This window comes from Acidiphilium sp. 20-67-58 (assembly GCF_002255515.1).
Classification (GTDB): domain Bacteria; phylum Pseudomonadota; class Alphaproteobacteria; order Acetobacterales; family Acetobacteraceae; genus Acidiphilium.
Window position 1 is genome coordinate 28,539 of the sequence record NZ_NCAS01000025.1, and the last position, 22,484, is coordinate 51,022.

The 22,484-nt window shown below is 69.6% G+C and carries 22 protein-coding genes; 12 read left to right on the top strand and 10 right to left on the bottom strand.

Features of this window, described 5'->3' with window-relative positions; translation table 11 throughout:
• Positions 1-4: 4 nt before the first annotated feature.
• The gene (locus tag B7Z76_RS11030; RefSeq protein ID WP_291343925.1) at positions 5-2,119 is read left to right on the top strand and encodes a S9 family peptidase; all 2,115 of its coding nucleotides are present in this window, start codon (positions 5-7) and stop codon (positions 2,117-2,119) included.
• A gap of 97 nt (positions 2,120-2,216) precedes the next feature.
• Here the strand turns inward: B7Z76_RS11030 and dnaQ are convergent, their stop codons facing one another.
• Both dnaQ and purU read right to left on the bottom strand, forming a co-directional pair.
• On the bottom strand, positions 2,217-2,894 hold the full coding sequence (dnaQ, locus tag B7Z76_RS11035) for a DNA polymerase III subunit epsilon (RefSeq protein ID WP_174503425.1): 678 nt from the start codon (positions 2,892-2,894) through the stop codon (positions 2,217-2,219).
• 123 nt (positions 2,895-3,017) lie between these two features.
• Positions 3,018-3,869, bottom strand: coding sequence for a formyltetrahydrofolate deformylase (gene purU / locus B7Z76_RS11040; protein ID WP_291343927.1), 852 nt, complete (start codon positions 3,867-3,869; stop codon positions 3,018-3,020).
• Between the two features lie 113 nt (positions 3,870-3,982).
• Here purU and B7Z76_RS11045 point away from each other — a divergent pair, with 113 nt between their 5' ends.
• The gene (locus tag B7Z76_RS11045; protein WP_291343929.1) at positions 3,983-4,597 is read left to right on the top strand and encodes a 2-hydroxychromene-2-carboxylate isomerase; all 615 of its coding nucleotides are present in this window, start codon (positions 3,983-3,985) and stop codon (positions 4,595-4,597) included.
• A 53-nt stretch (positions 4,598-4,650) separates the two neighbouring features.
• Here B7Z76_RS11045 and B7Z76_RS11050 read toward each other — a convergent pair whose 3' ends face one another.
• Complete coding sequence (locus tag B7Z76_RS11050) at positions 4,651-5,352, bottom strand: SDR family NAD(P)-dependent oxidoreductase (protein WP_291343931.1); 702 nt, start codon at positions 5,350-5,352, stop codon at positions 4,651-4,653.
• Between the two features lie 92 nt (positions 5,353-5,444).
• Here B7Z76_RS11050 and B7Z76_RS11055 point away from each other — a divergent pair, with 92 nt between their 5' ends.
• Positions 5,445-6,275, top strand: coding sequence for a shikimate dehydrogenase (locus tag B7Z76_RS11055; protein ID WP_291343933.1), 831 nt, complete (start codon positions 5,445-5,447; stop codon positions 6,273-6,275).
• A complete protein-coding gene (coaE, locus tag B7Z76_RS11060; protein ID WP_291343935.1) occupies positions 6,272-6,931 on the top strand; it encodes a dephospho-CoA kinase in 660 nt (219 codons plus the stop codon). Before B7Z76_RS11055 ends, coaE begins: the two co-directional genes overlap by 4 nt.
• Here coaE and B7Z76_RS11065 read toward each other — a convergent pair.
• Positions 6,912-8,129, bottom strand: a complete 1,218-nt coding sequence (locus B7Z76_RS11065) for a polyhydroxyalkanoate depolymerase (protein WP_291343937.1) — start codon at positions 8,127-8,129, stop codon at positions 6,912-6,914. The genes coaE and B7Z76_RS11065 overlap by 20 nt on opposite strands.
• 222 nt (positions 8,130-8,351) lie before the next feature.
• Positions 8,352-9,233: a hypothetical protein gene (locus B7Z76_RS11070; RefSeq protein ID WP_291343938.1), complete on the bottom strand. Its 882-nt coding sequence runs from the start codon at positions 9,231-9,233 to the stop codon at positions 8,352-8,354.
• A gap of 128 nt (positions 9,234-9,361) precedes the next feature.
• Between B7Z76_RS11070 and queE the strand changes: the two genes are divergently transcribed.
• The 4 genes from queE to phbB all read left to right on the top strand — a co-directional run bounded on the left by queE (position 9,362) and on the right by phbB (position 11,924).
• Entirely contained in the window at positions 9,362-9,997 is a 636-nt protein-coding gene (queE, locus tag B7Z76_RS11075) for a 7-carboxy-7-deazaguanine synthase (protein ID WP_174503433.1), read from the top strand.
• Between the two features lie 2 nt (positions 9,998-9,999).
• Positions 10,000-10,356 carry a 6-carboxytetrahydropterin synthase gene (locus B7Z76_RS11080; protein ID WP_174503434.1) on the top strand — a complete coding sequence of 119 codons (357 nt, stop codon included), beginning with the start codon at positions 10,000-10,002 and terminating at the stop codon, positions 10,354-10,356.
• 33 nt (positions 10,357-10,389) lie between these two features.
• Positions 10,390-11,094 carry a GNAT family N-acetyltransferase gene (locus B7Z76_RS11085; protein ID WP_291343941.1) on the top strand — a complete coding sequence of 235 codons (705 nt, stop codon included), beginning with the start codon at positions 10,390-10,392 and terminating at the stop codon, positions 11,092-11,094.
• Positions 11,095-11,201: 107 nt separating this feature from the next.
• Positions 11,202-11,924, top strand: coding sequence for an acetoacetyl-CoA reductase (gene phbB, locus B7Z76_RS11090; protein ID WP_174503436.1), 723 nt, complete (start codon positions 11,202-11,204; stop codon positions 11,922-11,924).
• Positions 11,925-12,170: 246 nt separating this feature from the next.
• Here phbB and B7Z76_RS11095 read toward each other — a convergent pair whose 3' ends face one another.
• The 3 genes from B7Z76_RS11095 to B7Z76_RS11105 all read right to left on the bottom strand — a co-directional run bounded on the left by B7Z76_RS11095 (position 12,171) and on the right by B7Z76_RS11105 (position 16,860).
• On the bottom strand, positions 12,171-12,956 hold the full coding sequence (locus B7Z76_RS11095; RefSeq protein ID WP_291343944.1) for an enoyl-CoA hydratase: 786 nt from the start codon (positions 12,954-12,956) through the stop codon (positions 12,171-12,173).
• Positions 12,957-13,081: 125 nt separating this feature from the next.
• Positions 13,082-15,061: an elongation factor G gene (locus tag B7Z76_RS11100; RefSeq protein WP_291343945.1), complete on the bottom strand. Its 1,980-nt coding sequence runs from the start codon at positions 15,059-15,061 to the stop codon at positions 13,082-13,084.
• Positions 15,062-15,249: 188 nt separating this feature from the next.
• On the bottom strand, positions 15,250-16,860 hold the full coding sequence (locus tag B7Z76_RS11105) for a gamma-glutamyltransferase family protein (protein ID WP_291343947.1): 1,611 nt from the start codon (positions 16,858-16,860) through the stop codon (positions 15,250-15,252).
• Between the two features lie 87 nt (positions 16,861-16,947).
• Here B7Z76_RS11105 and B7Z76_RS11110 point away from each other — a divergent pair, with 87 nt between their 5' ends.
• Together B7Z76_RS11110 and gpt are read left to right on the top strand one after the other, a co-directional pair.
• Positions 16,948-17,301 (top strand): tRNA-binding protein, encoded by a 354-nt coding sequence (locus tag B7Z76_RS11110; protein ID WP_291343949.1) that lies wholly within the window; start codon positions 16,948-16,950, stop codon positions 17,299-17,301.
• The gene (gene gpt / locus B7Z76_RS11115; RefSeq protein ID WP_174503441.1) at positions 17,301-17,789 is read left to right on the top strand and encodes a xanthine phosphoribosyltransferase; all 489 of its coding nucleotides are present in this window, start codon (positions 17,301-17,303) and stop codon (positions 17,787-17,789) included. Before B7Z76_RS11110 ends, gpt begins: the two co-directional genes overlap by 1 nt.
• Positions 17,790-17,890: 101 nt before the next feature.
• On the opposite strand, the gene B7Z76_RS11120 is transcribed toward gpt, so the two are convergent.
• Entirely contained in the window at positions 17,891-18,361 is a 471-nt protein-coding gene (locus B7Z76_RS11120; protein WP_174503442.1) for a Fur family transcriptional regulator, read from the bottom strand.
• Between the two features lie 131 nt (positions 18,362-18,492).
• Between B7Z76_RS11120 and B7Z76_RS11125 the strand changes: the two genes are divergently transcribed.
• Together B7Z76_RS11125 and B7Z76_RS11130 are read left to right on the top strand one after the other, a co-directional pair.
• The gene (locus B7Z76_RS11125; protein WP_291343978.1) at positions 18,493-20,118 is read left to right on the top strand and encodes an AMP-binding protein; all 1,626 of its coding nucleotides are present in this window, start codon (positions 18,493-18,495) and stop codon (positions 20,116-20,118) included.
• A 113-nt stretch (positions 20,119-20,231) separates the two neighbouring features.
• Positions 20,232-21,404 carry an MFS transporter gene (locus B7Z76_RS11130; protein ID WP_291343953.1) on the top strand — a complete coding sequence of 391 codons (1,173 nt, stop codon included), beginning with the start codon at positions 20,232-20,234 and terminating at the stop codon, positions 21,402-21,404.
• A 67-nt stretch (positions 21,405-21,471) separates the two neighbouring features.
• Here B7Z76_RS11130 and B7Z76_RS11135 read toward each other — a convergent pair whose 3' ends face one another.
• Complete coding sequence (locus B7Z76_RS11135; RefSeq protein ID WP_174503445.1) at positions 21,472-22,461, bottom strand: MDR family oxidoreductase; 990 nt, start codon at positions 22,459-22,461, stop codon at positions 21,472-21,474.
• Between the last annotated feature and the right edge of the window lie 23 nt (positions 22,462-22,484).

Below are 22,484 nucleotides of genomic sequence, written 5' to 3' on the forward strand. Positions count from 1 at the left end.
CCCCATGAACACGCCGAACCCGCCCCACCCCACCCCGCCGGCCGCCGCGCGCAAGCCGGTCCGCATCGAGCAGCTCGGCCGGGTGCGGACCGATGACTACGCCTGGCTGCGCGATGCCAACTGGCAGGCGGTGCTGCGCGACCCCGCCGCCCTCGATCCCGAGATCCGCGCCCATCTCCTCGCCGAGAACGCCTATACCGACGCCGTGCTCGCCGGCACCAGGGACCTGCAGGCGACGCTGCTCGCCGAAATGAAGGGCCGGATCAAGGACGATGACTCGACCGTGCCCGCGCCGCACGGCGCGTACGCCTATTACCGCCGCTACGATCCCGGCGCCGAGCACCCGGTCATCGCCCGCACGCCGCGCGCCGGCGGCGCCGAACAAATCCTGCTCGACCTGCCGGCGCGCGCGAAGGGCCACGCCTTCTTCTCCGCCCCGGCGGTCGCGCACAGCGAAGATCACCGCCTGCTTGCATGGGCGGAAGACACGCAAGGCTCGGAAGTCTACCGCATCCATGTCCGCGTGATCGAAACCGGCGCCGAGCCCGCCCCGCCGATCGAATCCTGCAGCGGCGATTTCACCTTTTCCCCCTGCGCGCGCTTCATCTTCTGGGTGTTCCGCGACGATCACGGCCGGCCGACCAAAATCTTCCGCCGCGCCCTGGCCGATGGCAGCGACACACTGGTCTACGCCGAGCCCGATCCCGGCTTCTTCCTCGGCGTCGAGACCAGCCTGTCCGGCGGCTCCATCCTCGTCTCCGCCGGCAACCAGGACACCAGCGAGGTCTGGCGCATCCCCGGCAACGACCCGACCGCGCCGCCCGCGCTCATCGCCCCCCGCGAGCCGGGCCTGCGCTACGATGTCGAGGATGCGGGCGACCGTCTGATCATCCGCACCAATGCCGACGGCGCGGTGGATTTCAAGCTGGTCGAGGCGCCGCTCGATACCCCGCTCGACGCCCCGCTCGACTCCCTGGGCCGTGCGCACTGGCGCGACCTCGTGCCGCACCGGCCGGGCCGCTACCTCGTCGGCGCCTTCGCGCTGAAACACCACATCGTCCGGCTCGAACGGATCGAGGCGAACACCCGCATCATCGTCGCCCCGCGCGATGGCGGCGCCGAATGGGAGATCGCGCAGGACGAGCCGGCCTATGTGCTGCGCGCCGAATCCGGCCTCGAATACGACACCGGGACGATCCGCTACGTCTATTCCTCGCCCACCACGCCGCGCCAGACCTTCGACTACGATCTGGCCACCCGCACGCCGATCCTGCGCAAGACCCAGGACATCCCCTCCGGCCACGACCCCGCGCGCTACGAAACACGGCGCATCGACGCCATGGCGGCCGATGGCGCGTCGATCCCGGTGACGGTGCTGATGCGCCGCGGCCAGGCGCTGGACGGCGCGGCTCCGCTGCTGCTCTACGGCTATGGCGCCTATGGCATCCCGATGGAGCCGTGGTTCCGCACCTCGATCCTCTCGCTGGTCGATCGCGGCTGGATCTTCGCCATCGCCCATGTCCGCGGCGGCACCGAGAAGGGCTGGAACTGGTTCCTCGGCGGCCGCGCCGCGCACAAGATGAACAGCTTCACCGATTTCACCGCCGCCGCCGAGGCGCTGATCGGGGGCGGCTATGCGCGGGCGGGGAACATCGTCGCCCAGGGCGGCTCGGCCGGCGGGCTGCTGGTCGGCGCCGCCTTCACCATGCGGCCGGATCTCTGGGCCGGGGTGATCGCCGAGGTGCCTTTCGTCGACGTGCTGAACACGATCTCCGACGACACACTCCCCCTCACCCCGCCGGAATGGCCGGAATGGGGCAACCCGATCACCGATCCCGCCGCCTATGACACGATCGCCGCCTATTCGCCCTACGACAATCTCGCCCCCCGCGCCTATCCGCCGATCCTGTGCACCGGCGGCCTGTCCGACCCGCGGGTGACCTATTGGGAGCCGGCGAAATTCATCGCCCGCCTGCGCGCGCTCGCCACCGGCCCGGCGCCGGCGCTGCTCAGGATCGACATGGAGGCCGGCCATGCCGGCGCCGCCGGCCGGTTCGACGCGCTGAAACAGACCGCGCTGAACTACGCCTTCGCGCTCTGGTCGGTCGGCGCCGGCTGATTCAGAGCATCATCTGATCAGATGGAGCCATCTGATCAGATAAAGATGCTCTGTTTATCAATGTGGTGGAGCACAACATCCGATCCGAAAGGATCGGCTACCGCTCCAGCCGCCAGACCGGCTCCTTCAGCGTCTCGATGAACGCCTCGTGCGCGGCCAGTTCCGCCGCACTCGCGACGATCGGGCGCGGCGTGCGCGGCCCCTCGCTGCGATATTCGACGAGGCGGATCGTGCTCTCGGCGGCAAGGTCGAGCCCGCGCTGCCGCCCGCCGGTCAGCTCGACATAAACCTCCGCGAGCAGCTTGCAGTCGAGCAGCGCGTTATGGGTGGTGCGGGCGGAGAGATCGATGCCGAAGCGCCGGCACAGCGCGTCGAGCGAGTTCGGCATCCCCGGAAAGCGCTGCTTGGCCAGCGCCAGCGTGTCGATCATCCGCGCCCTGTCGAGGGCGGCGCGGCCGATGCGGGCGAATTCGGCGTCGAGAAAGCCGAAATCGAACGGCGCGTTATGCGCGACCAGGCTGTCCTCGCCAAAGAACGCCAGCAATTCGGCGGCGATCTCGGCGAATTTCGGCTTGCCGGAGACATCCGCGCTGGTCATGCCATGCACCCGGCTCGCCTCGGCGGGAATGTCGCGCTCGGGGTCGATCAGCGTGTGGAACACCTTGCCGGTCGGCAGGTCGTTCCAAAGCTCGATCGCCGCGACCTCGATCACCCGGTCGCCGCCGAGCGGCTCCAGCCCCGTCGTTTCGGTATCGAACAGCACCGCGCGCGCCATCGCCGTTCCCTCCCTCGCTCTAGAGCATCATCCGATCAGATGGAATCATCTGGTCGGATAAAGATGCTCGACTTATCAATATGATAGAGCACTACATCCGATCCAATCTGATCGGATGATGCTCTAGCCGGCGAACACCACCGTCTTGCTGCCGCTGATGAACACCCGCCGCTCCAGATGGCCGAGCACCGCGCGCGCCAGCACCCGGCGCTCGATGTCGCGCCCCTTGCGCACCAGCGCCTCCGGCGTGTCGCCATGCGAGATGCGCTCGACATCCTGCTCGATGATCGGTCCCTCGTCGAGCGCGGTGGTGACGTAATGCGCCGTCGCCCCGATCAGCTTCACCCCGCGCGCATAGGCCTGGTGATAGGGCTTGGCCCCCTTGAAGCCGGGCAGGAAGGAATGGTGGATGTTGATGCAGCGCCCGGCCAGCTTCGCCACCAGCCCGTCCGACAGAACCTGCATGTAGCGCGCGAGGATGGCGAGTTCGGTGCCGCTCTCGCGCATCAGCCGCCACACCTCGGCCTCCTGCTCCATCTTGGTATCCGGCGCGATCGGCAGATGATGGAAGGGAATCCCTTCGAGATCGAGGTGGGCGTAGCTCTCGCGCGGATGGTTGGCGATCACGCCGACAATGTCCATCGGCAGCTCGCCGATCCGCTGCCGATAGACCAGGTCCACCAGGCAATGATCGAACCGCGAGACGAGGATCATCGTCCGCATCCGGTGCCCGCTGGGAATAATTTCCCATTCCATCCCGAACTCGCGCCCCACCGCGGCGAATTCCGCCTCCAGCCCCGACGCAGGAGCGTCGCCCACTGGGGCAAACACCACGCGCATGAAGAAGCGCCCGCTCGCCCGGTCGTCGAATTGCTGCGCCTCGCGGATGTCCTGCCCGTGCGCGTGCAGGAAATGGCCGACGGCGCCGACAATGCCGGGCCGGTTGCGGCAGGAAAGGGTCAGGATGGAGCTCATGCGGTTCGGTCTCTCCGGAGTGCGATGGTCGCCGCCGGGCCGCCCTTGGCGCCGGCACGCTCCTTCCCTATCAACATGGGCGCAGCACGCAAGCAGCGCGGAGGAAAACACCCATGGCCGCCACCATCACCTATGTCTTCACCAGCCATTCCCCCTGGACCTATCTCGGCCATGCCGCCTTTCTCGACATCGCCCGCCGCCACGGCGCGACGGTGGAGTATCGCCCGGTGCCGCTCGGCGCGATCTTCGCCGAAACCGGCGGCCAGCCGCTGGCCAAACGCCACCCGGTCCGCCAGCACTACCGTCTGCTCGAACTGCAACGCTGGCGCGCCCGCCGCGGCCTCGCGCTCAACTTGCATCCGCAATTCTTCCCGGTGGACCCGGCGCTGGCGGATCGTCTGGCCATCGCCATCGTGGACGCCGGCGGCGACCCCGACCCGTTCCTCCGCCGCGTCTTCGCCGCGGTCTGGACCGAGGACCGCAACCTCGCCGATCCCGCGACCATCGCCGACCTCGCCGCCGCATCCGGCATCGCGCCCGAACTCCAGGCCCGCGCCGGCACCCCGGAAATCGCCGCCGCCTACCAGCGAAACCGCGAGATCGCCGAGGCCGCCGGCGTGTTCGGCGCGCCCTCCTACATCCTGAACGGCGAGCTGTTCTGGGGCCAGGACCGGCTCGACCTGCTGGACGACGCGCTGGCCACCGGCCGCCCGCCCTATACGGCCTGAACTGCCGGTGCCGTCAGCTACCACGGCACCGCCTGAACTGCGGGTGCCGTCAGCTACCACGGCACCGCCTCGCCGCGATGGTCGAAAAACCCGCCGCTCTCGGCTGGGGTAAGCCGGTCGATCACCGCCAGCAGCCGCGCCGCCGCCACCTCCGGCGTCTGCACGTCGAGCCCGCTGGCGGCGAAGGGGGACGAAAGCCCCGTCGCTACCGTGCCCGGATGCAGCGCGACGCAGATCGCCGCCTGCGACCGCCGCGCCAGCTCCACCGCGGCCGTCCGCACGAACTGGTTCAGCGCCGCCTTCGACGCGCGATAGCCATACCACCCGCCGAGCCGGTTATCGCCGATGCTGCCGACCCGCGCCGACAGCGTGGCGAACACCGCCCGCCCCTCGCGCGGCAAGGCCGGCAACAGATGCTTCATCAGCAGCGCCGGGCCGATCGCGTTCAGCGCGAAGCTGCGGGCGAGGCGGGCCGCGTCCAGCTCGCGCAGGCTCTTCTCCGGCATCTGTGCCGCATCGTGCAGGAAGCCGGTCGCATCGATCGCGAGGCGAATGGCGCCCCGCGCCGCCACCGCCCGCACCGCGTCGGCAATGCTGGCCTCATCGAGCAGGTCGAATCGCGGCGCGCTGCCCCGCCCGAGCCCGATCACCGCGGCGAAGCGCGGATCGCCCGCAAGGGCCGCCACCAGCGCGCCGCCGATGCCGCCGCCCGCGCCGAACACCACCGCCACATCGTCCCGTCCCGTTCCGTCCATGATATCCCTCCGCTCTGCACCGGATATGGCGCGGAACCGCCGGCGCGAAACCGCCCCTTGCCGCCGGCGCCGCTTCATGATCGAAACAGTCCATGATCCTTTCCGGCCACGCACGCCTCGCCGGGGTGATCGGCTATCCGGTCGCCCATTCCCGCTCGCCCCGCCTGCACGGCACCTGGCTCGAACGCCACGGGATCGACGGCGCCTATCTCCCGCTCGCCATCGCCCCGGACGATTTCGCCGCCTGCGTCGCCGCCCTGGCGAAAATGGGTTTCGCCGGGGCCAACGTGACGATCCCGCACAAGGAAGCCGCCTTCGCCGTGTGCGACCGCGTGGCCGACAGCGCGCGGCGCGCCGGCGCGGTGAACACGCTCGTCTTCACGCCGACGGGGATCGAGGGCGCGAATACCGACGGATCGGGCTTTCTCGCCAATCTGCGCGCCCATGGCGTCGATCCCGCCGCCGGCCCGGCGCTGGTGCTCGGCGCCGGCGGGGCCGCGCGGGCCATCGCCACCGCATTGCAGGATGCGGGGGCGGCGGTCACGCTATGCAACCGCTCGCCCGCGCGCGCGGCGGCGCTGGCGCGGGAATTCGGCCTCGCCCATCTCCCGTGGGAGGCGCGGGCTGAGGCGCTGGCGGACCACGCGCTGGTGGTCAACACGACCTCGCTCGGCATGGCCGGGCATCCGGCGCTCGAACTCGATCTCGCCCGCGCCGCCCCCGGCATGGCGGTGGCGGACATCGTCTATGTCCCGCTGGAAACCAGGCTGCTGGCCGAGGCCCGGGCGCGCGGCCTCGTCGCGGTCGAGGGGCTGGGGATGCTGCTGCACCAGGCGGTGCCGGGCTTCGCCGCGTGGTTCGGCGTCACCCCGGTGGTGGACGATGCGCTCTACCGCGCCGTCGCTTCCGACCTGATGGGATGAAGATCATCGGCCTCACCGGCGGGATCGGGATGGGGAAATCGACCGTCGCCGGGATCTTCCGCCGCCGTCGCGTGCCGGTGTTCGATGCCGATGCCACGGTGCGCGCGCTCCAGGCGCCGGGCGGGGCGGCGCTTGCGCCCATCGCCGCTTCGTTTCCCGGCGTGGTGCGCGCCGGCGTGCTCGACCGCGCCGCCCTGCGCGCGCATGTGCTGGCCGATCCCGCCGCGCGGCGCCGCCTGGAAGCGATCATGCACCGCATGGTGCGGGAAGCTGAGAAAAAATTCCTGGCCGCCGCCCGCAGGCGCGGCGCCCGCGCGGTGCTGCTCGACATTCCGCTGCTGTTCGAAACCGGCGGCGAGGCGCGGGTCGATCTGGCGCTCACCGTCTCCGCCCCGCGCGCGGTGCAGATCGCGCGGGTGCTGCGCCGCGGCCTGCCCCGCACGGAAATCGAGCGGATCATCGCCCTGCAAATGCCGGATGCCGAAAAACGCCGCCGCGCCGATGCGGTGATCGCCACCGGCCTGTCCCGCCATCACACGGTGCGGCGCGTCCGCCAGCTGATGGCGGCGCTTGTATTCCCGCCCCCAACCGGCCAGCCAGCCGGCCGGCCGTTCCGCCAGAAATTCAGCCGGCCATTCAGCCGGCGGCGGCGATGATCCCGCAGAGCTGCGGATAGATTTCGTTCGCCCAGCGCGAGCCGGAGAACACGCCGTAATGGCCGACGCCGAGCTGGAGGTGGTTGCGCTTCTGCGCCGGTTTCAGCCCGGTGCAGAGATCGAGTGCCGCGATCGACTGGCCGGGCGGGCAGATATCGTCACGCTCGCCCTCGACGGTGAAGACCGATGTCTGGTCGATCGCCGCCGGCCGCACCATCTGGCCGCGCCAGCTCAGCTGGCCGCGCGGCAGGTCGTGCCGCTGGAACACGCGCTCGACGGTTTCGAGATAGAATTCCGCCGTCAGGTCCATCACCGACTGGTATTCGTCGTAGAATTTGCGATGCGCCGCCTCGCTCGCGTCATCCTCGGTGACGATGGCGCGGAACTGGCGCAGATGCGCGCCGATATGCCGGTCGAGATTCATCGACACGAAGGAGGCGAGCTGCACGAACCCGGGATAGACCGCCCGCCCCGCGCCGGCGAAGCGGCTCGGCACGGTGGTGATCAGGTTCTTGCGGAACCAGGCGATATCGCGGGTCTTGGCGAGTTCGTTGACCTTCGAGGGGTTGCGCCTGGTATCGATCGGCCCGCCCATCAGCGTCATGCTGCGCGGCGTCGCCGGATCGCCGGCCTCGGCCATCAGCGCGGTCGCGGCGAACACCGCCACCGCCGGCTGGCAAACGGCAACCACATGCGCGCCCGGCCCCAGCTCGCGCAGGAAATCCATGATATGCGCCACGTATTCGTCGAAGCCGAAGCGCCCGGCCCCCAGCGGAACGTCGCGCGCGTTCTTCCAGTCGGTGATGAACACGTCGTGATCCTGCAACATGACCTCGACGGTATTGCGCAGCAGGGTCGCGAAATGGCCCGAGAGCGGGGCGGCGATCAGCACGCGCGGCCCCGGTGCTGCCATGTCCTTGCGGAAATGCAGCAGGTCGCCGAAGGGCGTGCCGGTCACCACCGTCTCGGTGACGGCGACATCCCGCCCGCCGGCGCGCACGCGGACGATGCCGAATTCCGGCCGCTTGTGGGAGATGCCGCTATTGCCGAAAATCTCCAGCGCCGCCCGCGCGGCCACCGGCAGGCTGGGAATGCCGAAGGGTGGCTCCATCAGCTCGAACAGCGGCAGCATCGTGCGCGCCGCCATGCGCAAGGGGGCCAGGAGATCGTCCTGAGTCTGGTAGATGTCATACATCATGGGCGCAAACCGCCTTTCTCGTCACGCCACTCTGGCGCCGAAAATATCAATGTTCCGTAAATGAATTCAGAAAGACGGGCGCGGGCCTCCCGTTCGTCCGGCACAAGCCAGCACCGCATCAGCGCGAAACCCCTGTTCTGCCCCTGCCGTGCCATGCGTCAGGTGCGTTGTGTAACATTCTCTTTACAATATGGGCGAGTTCTCAGGAAAAAGAAAGCGCTATCATCGCCCACCGCCCCGCAGCCCGTGCAGCGCCCGCCGCAGCGGCCCGAGCGCGCGCCACATCCGGCTGCGCTCGATCGTTTCGGCGTGACGCCGCGCCGCCGCTGCCGCCTCGCCCGCCGTCGCCGCCCGCTCCTCCAGCGCCGCCATCTCGCGCCGCAGCCGGCCGATCTCGCGGTTCAGCGCCGCGCGGTCGAGCCGTTCGAGCGTTGCGTCATGCCCGCCAGCACCCACCCGCACCTTCGCCGGATCGGCGATGCGCGCATGCGCCGCCTGCGCCGCCGCCAGATCCACCTGCGGCGGCAGCAGCGGCGCGAGGGTGCGGTAGAGATAGGCCGAATCCTCGATCAGCCGGGGGAAGGACACCATCACCACCTTCACCTCCGCCGCCACCAGCCGCTCCAGCAAATGATGAAAGCCGAGGGCCAGCACCCGCGCCTGGTCGAGCGGATGCAGCGAATACACCACCCCGCCCGGCGTCACCCCCCGATGCGCCCAGGGCTTGTCCATCACCAGCGGCCAGTCGGGCTCGGCCGCCATGTTCTGCAATTCGAGGATGGTCCGGCTCGCCGCCGCATCGGCGAGATCGCGCATCGGCACGATCACGCCATCGAGCACGATCCCCGGATCGGCCAGCACCTGGTCGATGAATTCCGTCACCCAGGGCGATTTGACGACATAGGGCATGTCCGCGTCCAGCGCCGGCAGCGGCAGGTTCTCGGCCCCGGCATTGGCCTCCTCGTTCCACGCGGCATGTTCGCCGAAACGGGAGAAATGCGTCTCCATCCCCAGCTCGGCGAGCCAGCGCACGAGGAACGAGGTGCCGCTCCGCCCGGTGCCGGCGATCAACAGATGGTGCTTCGGCGGGTTCGTTGCGTTCATGCACATGATCGTGCCGGGACTGCGCCGCGCGATCAAGCCGCGCCCGTCAAGCTGCGATCGGGCGTGATGGCGGCAATGCCGCCGCCCCCCGTCGCCAGCGCCGCCGATTTGCGGTAGGTCACGCCACCATGGCCTATACTGTAAAGGAAATCTTTCCCACCCTGCAGGGCGAGGGGCGCAATGCCGGCCGCGCCGCGGTGTTCTGCCGCTTCGCCGGGTGCAATCTGTGGTCCGGCCGGGAACAGGACCGCGCGGGCGCGGTCTGCCGCTTCTGCGACACCGATTTCGTCGGCACCGACGGTCCGGGCGGCGGCCGCTTCGCCGATGCCGCCGGCCTCGCCCGCGCCATCGCAGCCGCCTGGCCCGCCGCTTCCACCCGCGACGCGCTCGTCGTCTTCACCGGCGGCGAACCCCTGCTCCAGCTCGACGCGCCGCTGATCGAAGCGGTGCACGATTCCGGCTTCGAAATCGCGGTCGAGACCAACGGCACGATCGAACCGCCACCGGGCATCGACTGGCTCTGCGTCAGCCCCAAGGCAGGAGCCGACCTCGTGGTCCGCCAGGGATCGGAGCTGAAACTGGTCTATCCGCAGCCCGAAGCCGCCCCGGAGCGCTTCGCCGGGCTCGATTTCGCGCATTTCCTGCTCCAGCCGATGGACGGGCCGGACCGCGCGGCCAACACGCGCGCCGCGATCGATTACTGCCTCGCCCATCCGCAATGGCGCCTGTCGATGCAGACCCACAAATATCTCGGCATCCCCTGACCATGTACGAAATCACCAAGGAATTCCGCTTCGAGGCGGCCCACACGCTGAACCGGCAGATCGCCACCGAGGCGAGCCGCCGCATCCACGGCCATTCCTACCGCGCCACGGTCACCCTGCGCGGCGCGCCGGATGCGAGCGGCATGCTGATGGATTTCGGCAGGCTCGGCCAGCACCTCGCCGCGATCCGCGACGCGCTCGACCACCGCTTCCTCGACGACGTGGACGGCCTCGGCCCGGCGACGCTGGAAAACCTCGCCCGCTTCATCTGGGCGCATCTCGCCCCTGCCTGCCCCGGCCTTGCCCGCGTCGCCGTGTTCCGCGATTCCGAAGGCGAATCCTGCGCCTACAGCGAATAGGATAAAATTCCGCGAACCGGAGATGCGCACCGCATGAGCGAAACCAACGCCTATGGCCAGATCGTCGGCGCGCCCGTCCCCGGCTGGACGCCGCGCCCGCTCCCCGACGCCGCCGGCTTCGAGGGGCGCTATTGCCGGCTGGAACGGCTGGACCCCGCCCGCCACGGCGCCGGCCTGATCGCCGGGTTCCGCGCCGCACCGGACGAGCGGGACTGGACCTGGTGGCGCACCGCCCGGCCGGCGGACGAGGCCGCCTACCGCGACTATGTCGAGTCCATGGCCGCACCCCCCGGCCGCATCGCCTATGCCATCATCGAGGCGGCAAGCGGCCAGCCCGCCGGCCACGCCGCCTTCATGAACATCGCCGCGGCGAACGGCACGCTCGAACTCGGCTCGATCAACTTCACGCCGCTGCTCCAGCGCCACCGTGCCGGCACCGAGGCGCTGTTCCTGATGCTCCGCCACGCCTTCGACGACCTGGGCTACCGGCGGGTGGAATGGCAGTGCAACAGCCTGAACCAGCCCTCCCGCGCCGCTGCCCTGCGCCTCGGCTTCACCTTCGAGGGCGTCTTCCGCGAGAACGCCGTCACCCAGGGCCGCAACCGCGACACCGCCTGGTTCTCGATCATCGCCCCCGAATGGCCCGACCGCCGCGCGGCGCTCGCATCCTGGCTGGCACCCGGCAATTTCGACGAGGCCGGACGCCAGCGCCGCAGCCTCGCCTCGTTCCGTACATGAAACATCGATAACTGGTTGATTTCCATCATGGACAGTCTCGCCAAACCGGTCCAGAGTGATGAGGAACCCGATCGGCGAAACGCCAGATCCAGAGGGAGGAAAACAGAATGTCTCGAATCGCACTCGTTACCGGCGGCACGCGTGGCATCGGCGCGGCCATCAGCGTCGCGCTGAAGGCAGCCGGCCGTACCGTCGTTGCCACCTATGCCGGCAACCAGGCGGCGGCCGAGAATTTCACCGCCGTTCACGGCATCGAGACGGTGAAGTTCGATGTCGGCGATTTCGAGCAGACCATCGAGGCCATCGGCCGCCTGACCAGCCGCCTCGGCCCGATCGAGGTTCTCGTCAACAATGCCGGCATCACCCGCGACGCCACCCTCGCGCGCATGACCCGCGACATGTGGGACGCGGTGATCGACACCAATCTCGGCTCCTGCTTCAATCTCTGCAAGGCGACGTTCGACGGGATGAAGGAGCGCAAGTTCGGCCGCATCGTGAATATCGGCTCGATCAACGGCCAGGCCGGCCAGTACGGCCAGGTCAACTACGCCGCCGCGAAATCGGGCATTCACGGCTTTACCAAGGCGCTCGCCCAGGAAGGTGCGCGCTTCGGCATCACCGTCAACGCCATCGCCCCCGGCTATGTCGATACCGACATGGTGCGCGCGGTGCCGCCGGAAGTGCTTGAGAAGATCATCGCGAAAATCCCGGTCGGCCGCCTCGGCCATGCCGAGGACATCGCCCGCGGCGTGGTCTTCCTAACCGCCGACGAGGCCGATTTCATCACCGGCTCGACCCTGTCGATCAACGGCGGCCAGCACATGTACTAGTGTCCTGCCCCTGAAATTCGTGGGTGAATTTCAGGGACAAGCAGGCCACTAAACTATTGTTTTTTCTAGTGTCCACTGTGAACCTGAAATCCGATGGATTTCAGATTCGGGACACTGGAGCATCATCCGATCAGATGGAATCATCTGATCGGATAAAGATGCTCTGACACCCCGCTCCGGCCCCGGTTTTTATTCCAGGGCCGGATGGGAATTCCGTCCTACTGAATTGTTTCCTGCCGTTTGGAATTATTTCCTACGGTCGAGGAAGCGAGCGATCCCTTCCCGCGCCGAAGCATCCTGCATGTTGCAGGCCATCGCCTCGCCCGCCACGTCATAGGCGTCGGCGATGCCAAGCTCGATCTGCCGGTAGAACTGCGCCTTGCCGATGGCGAGGGCGGCGCGCGGCTTGGCGAGAATCTGCTCCACACGCCGCGCCACCGCGTCGTCCAGCCCGTCATCCGGTGCGACCTCGTTGATCAGGAAGCGCCGCGCCGCCTCGGCGGCATCGATCATCTCGCCGGTGAACAGCATCTCCAGCGCCGCCTTGCGCGGCACCGCGCGGGCAAGGGCGACACTCGGCGTCGAGCAGAACAGGCCGAGATTGATACCCGAAACCGCGAAACGCGCGCTCGCCGCCGCCACCGCAAGGTCGCAACTCGCCACCAGCTGGCAGCCCGCCGCCGTCGCCACCCCCTGAACCCGCGCGATCACCGGAACCGGCAGGCGCTGCAAGCCGAGCATCACCGCGGTGCAGCGCGCGAACAGGTCGCGATGCGCGTCCGCCGCCTCGCGCGCGATCATCTCCCGCAAATCGTGCCCGGCGCAGAAGGCGCGGCCCGCCGCCGCCAGCACCACCACCCGCGCATCCGCATCCGCCGCGATCGCGCCGATCGCCGCATCGAGGGCAGCGAGCAATTCGTCCGACAGCGCATTGAAACTCGCCGGCCGGTTGAGCGTGAGCGTGACCACGCCCCGCGAATCCCGCCCGATCAGCAACGGCGCGTCCAGCGTGCCGGAAACCTGCGTGTCCATCTCGTCTCCTTGCTTTTAGAGCACTTTCCGATCCGATTGGATCGGATGTAGTGCTCTATCTTGTTGATAAATAGAGCATCTTTATCCGATCAAATGATTCCATCTGATCGGATGATGCTCTAGAATCAGCCGCTCGCCGCCTGCGCCACCTTCTCCGCCAGCCGCGCCGGCGCTTCGGACAGGCGGTCGAATTCATGCACGAAACTCCCGAGCCCCACGGTCTGCGACCGCAATTCGACCGCGAGCCCATGCAGCTCCGCCGCCGGCAGCAACGCCTCGGTGTCGTCCCAACCCGTCCAGCCCGGCCGCTCGGCATAGCCGAGAATCTGCCCGCGCCGCCCGGTCAGCAGCCGCTGCACCCCGGCGGTGAAGGCGTTCGGCGCGCTGACCCTGATCCGGTGGATCGGCTCCAGCAGCACCGGCTCGGCCTTCGCCAGCGCCTCCGCCATGCCCGCCCGCGTCGCCGCGCGGAACGCCATGTCCGAACTGTCTACCGCGTGGAACCCGCCATCGACCAGCGTCACCGCGACATCCACCACCGGATGGCCGAACGGCCCGCGCCGCATCGCCTCCTCCGCCGCATCGGCCACCGCGGCGATATACTGCTTCGGCACCGCGCCGCCGACGATGCGGTCGGCAAAGGCGAAACCCTCGCCCCGCGCGCGCGGCGCGATCTCCAGCGTGACATCGGCGAACTGGCCATGCCCGCCGGTCTGCCGCTTCAGCCGCGCATGCTCGCGCACCGCCCGGCGGATCGTCTCGCGGAACGCGACGCGCGGCCGCGCCGTCCGCACCGCAACCCCCGCGAGCTGCTCCAGCCGCTCCACCGCACTGCCGAGATGAAGCTCGCCCAGCCCGGCCAGCCGCGTCTCGCCGCTTTCGGGATCGCGCGCGAGGCGGAGCGCCGTGTCCTCCTCCAGCAGTTTTTCGAGCCCGCCGGCGAGCTTGACGTCATCGCGCCGGTCCGCGGCCGCGATCGCAACCTCGTGCAGCGGCGGCGGGGCGGCGGGAAAGCCGAGATGCGGCGCCGCCTCGCCCAGCGCGAAGCCGGTCCCGATCCCTTCGAGCCGGCCAAGGGCGACGACATCGCCCGCCCCGGCCTCGGCGATGCGCTGCAACTCGCCCGCGGCAAAGCGCATCATCCCGCCGATCCGCACGCCGCTATGGCTGGTCCCGTCGCGCAGCGCCCCGCGCCAGACCCGGACGAAGGAAAGCTTGCCCGCCGCGCCGCGCCAGCTGGTGCGAAACACCTGCGCCAGCGCCGGCCCGTCGGGCGCGATGCCGTGCCGCGCCGCCGTGGTCGTCACCTCCGGCGCGTCGTGCCGCAGCGCCTTCCACAGCCGCAACACCCCATGCGCGTGCTCGGCCGCGCCGAACATCACCCCCGCCAGGCTGCCCGCCTCCATGTCCCGGCGGAAATGGCCGTAGAGCGATGCCGGGCTCGGCGCCGCGCCCTCGATCACCTGTTCGAGCAGCTCGTCGTCGCGGTCGGCAAGACTGTCGACCAGCGCGTCATGCGCCGCCTGCTCGGTCGCTTCCGCCGCCGCCGGCAGGCCGATCCGCTCCGAGGCGGCATCCGGCCGGTAGCGGAACGCCCGCTCGGACAGCAGGTCGACATAGCCGCTCACCCGCTCGCCCTCGCGCAGCGGCATCTGCCGGGCCACCAGCGGCACCGAAGTCTCCGCCTGCATCGCCGCCAGCAGCGCCTCGGCCGGCGCGCCCATCGCATCCACCTTGTTGACGAACACGAGGAACGGCACGCCCTGTTCCTCCAGCATCCGAAACACCGGCCGCAGCGCCAGCGCCCGCTCCGGGTCCGGCTCGGCGACGACGACCGCGAGATCCGCCACCGCCACCGCCGCCGCCGCCTCCTGCGCGAATTCCAGCGATCCGGGGCAATCCAGCAGCACCCAGCGCTCGCCGAGGAAGTCGCAATGCAAGGGTACGATCTCGCGGGTGGCGGGCGGCGCGCGCCCCGCGCGGCGAAGATTGCCCGCGACGGCGGACAGGGCGATGCTCAGCGTGCTCTTTCCGCTTCCCTGCGGCCCCAGCAGGGCGACGGCGCGCGGCCCGTGCGGGGCCGCTGCGTGGGCGGGGTCTTCCATGACACTGCTCTCCCGACGGGAGACAGTATTCGCCTTTTTCGTCCGGATTTGAACCGGAAAGTTGCACCAGAGCATCATCCGATCAGAGGGAGGCCTCCGATCGGATGAGGATACTCTGTCTTGTCAAGACGATAGGGAACATTCCGCCGCCCGCCCCGCTGGCGCGAGGGCGGGCGCGCGGCGCGGCCTCAATACCCCAGCGCGCAGCCATCCTTGCGCGGGTCGGACCCGCCGATCAGCACGCCGCGCCCGCGATCGATCCAGATCGCCTGGCCGCCGCCATGCGGCCGCGCATCCGGCCGGTCCTCGCGCACCACCTTGTGCCCGCGCGCGACCAGCCCTTCGAGGCTCGCCATCGGCACCGAGCGCTCCAGCTCCACCTGCCCGGCGAAGGGGAACACCCGCGGCAGGTCGAGCGCCTCCTGCACGTCGAGCCCGTACTGGCGCATGTTGGTCACCAGCCAGGACTGGCCCATCGGCTGGTAATGCCCGCCCATCACGCCGAATGGCATCACCGCCTCGCCGCCCTGGGTCGCCATGCCGGGGATGATCGTGTGCATCGGCCGCTTGCCAGGGGCGATGCAGTTCGGATGGCCGCGCTGGATGCGGAACCCCATGCCGCGATTGTGCAGCACCACGCCGGTATCCCCGGCGAGAATGCCCGAGCCGAAGCTCTCATAGGTCGAGTTGATGAACGAGCAGGCATTGCCGTCCTCGTCCACCACGCAGAGATAGACGGTGTCGCGATGCAGCGGCAGCGCCGTCTCGCCGGCGCGCGGCAGGTCCACCATCGCCCGGTCGTCGTGGATCAGCGCCCGCAGCCCGCCGAGATACGCGTCGCTGAGCAGATGCGACACCGGCACCTCCGCCTGGTCCGGGTCGGCCAGCAGCGCGTCGCGATCGCGGTAGACGAGGCGCGCCGCCTCGATATGCCGGTGCAGCCGGATCGGCCCCATCGGCCCGTCCGGCGCCGGGCCGAACCCTTCGAGAATGCCGAGCAGCATCAGCGCCAGCAGGCCCGAGCCGTTCGGCGGGCATTCCCAGATCGTCAGCCCGTCGAAATCGCGCTTGATGGGGGTGACGAATTTCGCCGCGGTCCGCCCGGCGGCGAAATCCGCCTCGGTATGCACCCCGCCGCGCGCCCGCAGCTCAGCCACGATCCCGGCGGCGACCGGCCCCTCGTAGAACGCCTTCGCCCCGTCCCTGGCGATCGCCCGCAGCGTGCGGGCAAGCTCGGGCTGGCGGAACATCGTGCCCGCGACCGGCGCGGCGCCGCCCGGCAGCAGGGCGGCGGCACCGCTGCGGCGCAGCTTGCCCTCGACCAGCTTCCAGTCGAACGCGACGCGCGGATGCACCGGATGCCCTTCCTCGGCATAGTGGATCGCCGGCGCCAGCGCGGCATCGAGCCCGCGCCGCCCATGCGCCGCCAGCAGCGTCTCCCATGCCGAGACCGCCCCCGGCACGGTGACGGCGTGCGGCGAGATATTGTCGAACTGCGTGATGCCCTGCTGCTCGAAATAATCGACCGTCGCCCCGGCCGGCGCGCGGCCCGAGCCGTTCAGCGCGATCACCTCGGGGCTGCCGGCCTTCTTGTAGAGGCAGAAACAATCGCCGCCGATGCCGGTCGAATGCGGCTCGATCACGCCGAGCACCGCCGCCGCCGTCACCGCCGCATCGAGGGCGTTGCCGCCCGCCCGCAGCGCATCGAGCGCGGCGAGGGTCGCCGCCGGCATCGAGGTCGCGGCCATCGCCCGCCCGGCATAAACGGCGCTGCGGCCCGGAAAGTCGAAATCGCGCATTCTCTGGACACTCCTGTAACGGTTTGCCGATCCAATCGCATTCCGCCGCCGGATTGACAATGCGTCCGCGCTGGCCAATGCAGCCTCATGGCCGAGAACACGTCCCCGCCGATCACCTATGACGATTTCGCCCGCGTCGACATCCGCGCCGGCACCATCGTCGATGCCAAGCCCTTCCCCGAGGCGCGCAAGCCCGCCATCCGCCTGTGGATCGATTTCGGCAGCGAGATCGGCGTGAAGCGCTCCTCGGCGCAGATCACCGTGCATTACGCGCCGGACCGGCTGATCGGCCGGCAGGTCTGCGCCGTGGTCAATTTCCCGCCCCGCCAGATCGGCCCCTTCATGTCCGAGGTGCTCACCCTCGGCATGCCGGACGAGAACGGCGAGGTCGTGCTGATCCGCCCCGATTTCACCGTGCCCGACGGAGGACGCCTGTTCTGATGGCCGCGCATTACTACACCGTCTCGTGGGACCAGCTTCACCGCGACTCCAAGGCGCTGGCCTGGCGGCTCAACGCGCTGGCGCCCTTCGATGGCATCGTCGCGATCACCCGCGGCGGGCTGATCCCGGCCGCCATCATCGCCCGCGAGCTGGAATGCCGCCTGATCGAGACCGTCAGCATCGTCACCTATGACGAGGAGCGGATCGGCAAACCCACCATCACCAAGCCGCCCACCGCCGCCGGCGACGGTGCGGGCTTCCTGATCATCGACGACCTGGTCGATACCGGCACCACCGCGCGGGAGGTGCGCCAGCTTCTCCCCCGCGCCCATTTCGCCACGGTCTATGCCAAGCCGGCCGGCAAGGCGCTGGTCGATACCTTCATCACCGAGGTCTCGCAGGACACCTGGATCCTGTTTCCCTGGGACACCGAGCCGCAATTCGTCGCCCCCATCGCCCGCGCCGGCACCCCGCCGCGAAGCACCTAGAGCATCTTTACCCGATCCATCCGGGTCGGATGATGCCCTATCATACTGATAAACCGAGCATCTTTATCCGATCAGATGGCTCCATCTGATCGGATGATGCTCTAACCGCCAGCGCAGGCGGCGCACAGCCCGCCGACCTCGACGATCGCGCTGCCGGCGGCAAAGCCGATCCGCGCCGCGGCGGCTTCCAGCGCCGCGGCCACCGCCTCGTCCTCCAGCTCGGCCACCGCGCCGCACTGGCGGCAGATGAAGAACTGTGCCGCATGGGTATGGCCCTGCGCCTCGCCCGCCGGATCGGCGCAGGAAACATACGCGCTCAGGCTCTCAACCTTGTGCACGAGATCCGCCGCGATGAGGAATTCGAGCGCGCGATAGATCGTCGCCGGGGTGGCGCCGCGATGGCTCTCGCGCAGCCGGTCGAGCAATTCGTAGGCGGTCAGCGGCCCCTCGGCGGCGAGGATCAGGCCGAGCACGGCACGGCGCTGCCGCGTGAGCTGCCGGCCGGCGGCGGCACAGGCGGCGGCGGCCTCATCCAGCCGGCGCTCGATCGTGGCGCTGGGGCGGGACGGCATCAGGCGCGGTCGGGCGGCGGGATCATCGCCCCGTTATAGAGCGGCTCCAGCGGCGCGGCCACCCGCCCCCTTGCGCCGTCCGGCGGCTGCATTACGCTCGGCCGCAGGGAGACAACGAACCATGACGAACCATCGGCGAGGCCCTGGCCGAAACCGCCCGCCGCCACCCCGACCGCGAGGCGCTGGTGGTGCGCGAGAGCGGCGAGCGCTTCACCTACGCCGCGTTCGACCGCGCGGTGGACGATGTCGCCGCCGGCCTGCTCGCCCTCGGCCTGCGCCGCGGCGACCGCATCGGCATCTGGTCGCCCAACAACGCGGAATGGGCGATCCTGCAATTCGCCTCGGCGCGGGCGGGGATCATCCTCGTCACCATCAACCCGGCCTATCGCACCGCCGAGCTGGAATACGTGCTGAACGACGTGCAGTGCCGCGCCCTCGTCCTCGCCCGGACCTTCAAGTCGAGCGACTACGTGGCGATGCTGGGCAGCATTCCGCCGGACCGCCTGCCGCATCTCGAACGCCGCTTCGTCATCGGCGTCCCTGAGGCGCGCGCCGCGGATCTGCCCGCCGGCATGGCGCCCTTCGCCACCATCGCCGCCGCCGCGACCCCGGCGAGCCGCGCCACCCTCGCGACCCTGCGCGCCGACCTGCAATTCGACGACCCGATCAACATCCAGTTCACCTCGGGGACGACCGGCGCGCCCAAGGGCGCCACCCTCTCGCACCACAACATCCTCAACAACGGCTATTTCGTGGGAAGGGGGATCGGCCTGCGGGATGGCGAGAAAATCTGCATCCCGGTGCCGCTCTATCACTGCTTCGGCATGGTGATGGGCAATCTCGCCGCCATCACCCATGGCGCGACGATGGTCTATCCCGCCGCCGGGTTCGATGCGCTGGCAACGCTGAGCGCGGTGGCCGAGGAGCGCTGCGCCCATCTCTACGGCGTGCCGACCATGTTCATCGCCATGCTCGAACATCCCGGGTTCGAGGGGTTCGACCTCTCCTCGCTGCGCGGCGGGATCATGGCCGGCACCTCCTGCCCGATCGAGGTGATGCGCCGGGTGATGAACCGCATGCACATGCCCGAAATCACCATCTGCTACGGCATGACCGAGACCTCCCCGGTCAGCTTCCAGTCCGCGACCGACGACACGCCCGAGCGCCGGGTGGCGACGGTCGGCCGCATCCACCCGCATCTCGAGGTCAAGGTGATCGACGCCGAGGGCAGGATCGTCAAACGCGGCGAGCGGGGCGAGCTGTGCACGCGCGGCTATTCGGTGATGCTCGGCTACTGGGGCAACGCCGCGAAAACCGCCGAGGCGATCGACGCCGCCGGCTGGATGCATACCGGCGATCTCGGCGTGATCGACGAGGAGGGTTATTGCACCATCGTCGGCCGCAGCAAGGACGTGGTGATCCGCGGCGGCGAGAACATCTACCCGCGCGAGGTGGAGGAATTCCTGTTCACCCACCCCAGGATCGCCAGCGTCTCGGTGTTCGGCATCGCGGATGCGAAATGGGGCGAGGTGCCCTGCGCATGGGTGAAGCCCAACCCCGGCGAGACCCTCACGCCCGCGGAGGTGATCGGCTTCTGCGAGGGCCGGATCGCGCATTACAAGATCCCCCGCGTCGTGCGCATCGTCGAGGAGTTCCCGATGACGGTGACGGGCAAGATCCAGAAATTCCTCATGCGCGAGATGATGGAGCGCGAAACCGGGGAGCGCGAGACTGGGCAGCGCGCTGCCGGCGGATAGCGGCGCCGCCCCACACTTGCCGCACGCCGGGTTGCAAATCCAAGCCGGATTGGTCATGCAAACTTCCCTTTTTGTGAAATCCCGGCGCCCGGCGCGGCGGCCGGCGGAGACGAATGATGGCGGTGGTGATGGACCAGGGATTGCGGACGGTCGGCAGCACGGTGCGGTACGGCCGGCTGGCGGCGCTGAGCTGGCTGCATTTCCTCAATGACGGCTCGGCCAACTACCTGCCCGGCGTGCTGCCGGCGGTGCTGGTGGCGATGGGCGAGCCGGTCTCCCTCGCCGGCACGGTGATGGCGGCATTGCTGATCGGCCAGGCGTTGCAGGTCGGCACCGGCCTGCTGGCGGACCGTTTCGGCGGAAGGGGCTTCATCGCCGCCGGCGTGCTCGGCACCGCGCTGGCGGCGGCGCTGATCGGCCGCTCCGGCAGTCTTGCGCTGCTGCTCCCGGCGCTGGTGCTGATCGGGATCAGCAACGCGATGTTCCACCCGCAGGCGCTGGCCGGGGCGCGCCAGCTCAGCGGGCCGCGCGTCGGGCTCGGCATGTCGCTGTTCCTGGTCGGCGGCGAGGTCGGGCGCGGGCTGTGGCCGCTGATCGCGAGCTTCATCGTCGTCACCTTCGGGCTGAAGGCGCTCTCGCTGCTGGCGATTCCGGCGATGGCGAGCATCCTGCTGCTCTGGGCGGTGCTGCCGGTGCAGCCGCCGCGCCATGTCGCGGCCCAGCCGATCGCCTGGCGGCGCCATCTCGGGCCGATGAGCGCGCTCGTCGCCTTCCAGTCGTTGCGCGCACTGGCGATCTTCGGCACCACCACCTTCCTGCCGGTGCTCTGGCACCTGCGCGGCCACAGCCTGACCGCGGGGGCGGCGCTGATCACGGTGATGCTCGTGGTGGGCATCATCGGCAATGTCGGCGGCGGGCACCTGGCCGACCGGATCGGCCGCCGCCCGATCCTCGCCGGCTCCAGCCTCGCCGGCGCGGCGCTGCTCGCGGCCTTCCTGCTCACCAGCGGCGCCGCGCAATGGATCGCCCTCGGCCTGCTCGGCATCGCCCTGTTCGCCACCCTGCCGGTCGGCATCCTCGTGGGGCAGGACATCTTCCCCGAGAACCGCTCGCTCGGCTCCGGCATCGCGCTCGGCCTGTCGAACGGGCTGGCGGCGGTCGGGCTGATGGGGCTCGGGCTGATCTCCGCCGCCGTCCCGCCGCTGCACATTCTCTGGCTGCTGGTCGCGATCCTGTTCGCCGCCTCCCTTCTCGCGCTGCGGCTAGAGCATCATCCGATCAGATGAGTCCGTCAGATCGGATGTCGTGCTCCAGGCCCGCGCACGCACCCGAAGCGGGCGTGATGGCCGCGCCTCAGATCTCGACGACGATGCGCCCGCGCACCTTGCCGGCGACGATCTCCGCCGCCGCCGCCGCGATCCCCTCGAAACCGATCGTCGTGGTCAGCCGGGCCAGCGTCGCGCGGTCGAGTTCGGCGGCAAGGCGCGTCCAGGCCGCCTCGCGCTTCGCCCGCGGCGCCATCACCGAGTCGATCCCGGCAAGGATGATCCCGCGCAGGATGAACGGCAGCACGGTCGCCGGCAGGTCGCTCCCCTGGGCGAGGCCGCAGGCGGCGACCACCCCGCCATAGCGCGTCTGTGCCAGCGCGTTCGCCAGCGTATGGCTGCCGACGGAATCGATCGCCCCGACCCAACGCTCCTTGCCGAAGGGCCGGCCGGGCGCCGACAGCGTCGCCGCATCGATGATCTCCGCCGCCCCGAGCGAGGTCAGGTAAGCCGCCTCGGCCGCCGCCCGGCGCGAGGAGGCGATCACCCGATACCCGGCATGGGCGAGCAGGGAAATCGCGATCGACCCCACGCCACCCGCAGCTCCGGTGACGAGAATATCCCCGCTCTCCTTGCTGATCCCCTGCGCCTCCAGCGCCATGATGGCGAGCATCGCGGTGTAGCCGGCGGTGCCGATCGCCATGGTCTCGGCGGCGCTGAGCCCGGCGGGGATGTGGATCAGCCAGTCGCCGGGAACGCGGGCCCGCCCGGCATAGCCGCCGTGATGCGTCTCGCCGACGCCGAAACCGTTGAGCAGCACGGCATCGCCCGGCGCAAAACGCGGATCGGCGCTGGCGGTGACGGTGCCGGCGAAATCGATCCCCGGGATCAGCGGAAACCGCCGGGCGATCGGCGCGCTGCCGGTGATCGCCAGCCCGTCCTTGTAATTCACCGTGGAATGGCTGACCGCGACGGTGACGCTGCCCTCCATCAGATCGTGATCGCGCAGGGTCTCGGCGCGGCAGCTCTGGCCGGCCTCGTCCTTGCGGATGACCAGGGCGCGGAATTCGTCGGACATGTTGGCTCCTCCTCGCCTGTGAT